Raw genomic sequence first — 2,562 nt, 5'->3', positions numbered from 1 at the left:
TTTTTATTTTTGTAAATTGAAAAGAGAGCTGTTCCCTTGTATTTGTTTGAAAAAAGGGGCTTGATTTCTTCAATATAAAAGAAATCTTCATCGTTGAGAAGTCCTTCTCTACGATTTATTAAAAGATAATCATAATTGAGTGCATCATAAACTATGTCATTTGATAATATGCCATATTGGTGGTAGTAATCGAAGAGAATAGAATTGAAAAGCGCTCTTCCGTTAATGCGTTTGCCTCTTAATCTTTCATTCATAAATGATATTACATCATTATTGAAAGCATCTCCCCAATATGTTGTTTCCAATCCAATCCTTTGAGCGCCTTTAATGCCGCCTGAAAAGATATTGTAATATGACAATTCAAAAGGATGTGCATCGAAGAGCGATATTGCCGAAGATGCAATAATTAAGGAAGCAAGTATCCATTTGCCTAACTTTCGTCCTTCAGTGAAAATTAGATTTATGAATTTGTAAAATCCAGTTCCTGATAATATTGCGAGAAAAGGGAATGCCGGAAGAAAAAGTCTGGTGCCGTCATATGCCGGCGCAAATCCCAATGAAATTACTGGAAATAGTATGAATGCGTTTATGAAAATGAAAATATTTAATTTTTCGGTAGCTGTGAATGATTTAGTCTTAAATAGATTTTTTAGTCTATTGATGAGAATTTTCAAAGCGCTAATGATTCCAACTATAGTAAAAAGAAGTATTGGCGCCGGTATTGTAAAAAAACTCAATACAAATGGATAATGCCAAGGCACTGCATTGGAATCATATTTTCTGCCAAGGTAGTATGTTTTCACTACAAAATCCGAAGTGTGGCTCGACATCCCTGAAATAAATTCTTCGATATGGGAATTCAAATTCACCCAAAGCCAGGGATTTGCAATATAAAAAATAATCACTCCCAAAAGAGTGCCTATTGTAAGAAGCTGAAATTTTTTCTTTGAGGGAAAAATAATAATCCACAATAGAATCGATAATGGAATCAAAAGAGAATGTGCCTTAGTGGCAAATGATAAACCAAGGAAAACTACAAATAATACTTTGTATATTCTTTTTTCATCACTTTTTATAAAAAAGAATATTGTGAGAAGCCACATAAAAGTTATTGGCATATCCAAAGCAAAGATATGCCCGTGGCCAAACATTCGAGGCATAAAAAGAAGGCAAACTGATGCAGTGATTGCTGAGATATAATCAGAAAGGGAAAGTGTAATTAAAAAAACCAACACACAAACTATTGAAAACATCATTTCAGGAGATATCCTCAGTGCTTTGATATCTCCCACCAAATTTCCAAAGAGAATGAGACTAAAAGAATGCATAATTCTTCCAAAAGGGGGGTGGTAATGAAAATGTCCGCCAAAAAATTTTTCGATTGTTTCTTTGCTTCTGAAGGTAGAAAAGTTCCCTTTGAGAATTGTCTTAAGAGACAAGGACATCCATTGGGCAAAGGAATGGGCTGCAGAATCATTTATCCAAGCTTCGTCGCAAGTTATGCCGATATCGTTGGTGGTTAGAAAAAGTAGTAGAAAAGAGAAAAGAAAAATTGCTGCAGCCGTAATTTTAATATAGTTATCTCTTGTATCGATATGCATAATTTATAATCGTGGAAGTTAATAATATTTTTAACAGCACATTAAATAGGTTATTATATTATCGATTATATCTGCAACAAAGATTGAGATAATATTTTTATGAATCAAAAAATTACATTTCAACAACATAAACTGAAACCTTTTCTCATAGGATTGTTTGCCTATGCATTTTTGCTTCTTTCATTCCTTTTAAGTGATTCCATATTCCACCATATAGGCAACTCAATAACAGCTGACGAAAATCCTATAAACTTTTTTACAGCACTAAATTTATGGCTTGCTTCAGCAACAGCTTTTTTAATTACAAAGCGTCACATAAAGGAACATAATGAATCAAAATATCTTCTCGCATTATGGATTATTATTAGTCTTGGACTACTTTATGCAGGGTTGGATGAAATGTTTGAAATTCATGAAGCCATTGGCAAACATCTTGAAGCGATGATTCAAGGCACAAGCTATGAGATTCCTTTTTATCGCATTTTTGATGAAGGTGAACAGCCAATAATGCTTTGTTATTTCGGTGGGGGCATTGTTATGAGCTATTTTTTTCTTTCAAAAATGATTTCCTCACGAATGACAGCATATTTTTTCATTTCAGCCCTAATTCTTCAGGGATTGGCAGCAATCAGTGATAGCTTCAACCTTGTAACTGCTTTGACAGGAATTTATTCAGAAGAAATCAATTATACCGGCTATGTTGAAGAAATAAGTGAATTTCTTTCGTCATTATTATTTTGGGCTGCAATGGTAATAGAATTGAAATGGTTTCAAATTTCAATGGAAGATATGAGATAATCTTAATGAATAAGCAGAACAATTTATTTTTGTCCCGATACGGCATTTACTTCATTTTAGTTCTAATTTTTGTTCTTTCACTGTTCTTCCCAAATAGAGATTACAGCTATGATTCATTAGAATACTCATTAGAAGCAAAAAATTATAATCTTTCATTTCATCC

Annotated in this window: 2 protein-coding genes; one reads left to right on the top strand and one right to left on the bottom strand. The window is 32.9% G+C overall.

The window, feature by feature from the left end; all coding sequences use genetic code 11:
- Nucleotides 1-1,601 (bottom strand): hypothetical protein (locus tag D6734_10850; protein ID RMF93110.1); only part of this gene is annotated, 1,601 nt, incomplete at its 3' end.
- A 99-nt stretch (nucleotides 1,602-1,700) separates the two neighbouring features.
- On the opposite strand from D6734_10850, the gene D6734_10845 reads away from it, so the two are divergent.
- Complete coding sequence (locus D6734_10845; protein RMF93109.1) at nucleotides 1,701-2,399, top strand: hypothetical protein; 699 nt, start codon at nucleotides 1,701-1,703, stop codon at nucleotides 2,397-2,399.
- Nucleotides 2,400-2,562 lie beyond the last annotated feature (163 nt).

This window comes from Candidatus Schekmanbacteria bacterium (genome assembly GCA_003695725.1).
Taxonomy (GTDB): Bacteria; Schekmanbacteria; GWA2-38-11; order GWA2-38-11; family J061; genus J061.
Note: the sequence above shows the minus strand (reverse complement) of the source record. Positions and strands in the feature narration are given on the sequence as shown.

Bases quoted from the DNA above. Each gene is read 5' to 3' on its own strand.
- D6734_10845 (RMF93109.1), top strand. From the start codon at position 1,701: ATGAATCAAAAAATTACATTTCAACAACATAAACTGAAACCTTTTCTC.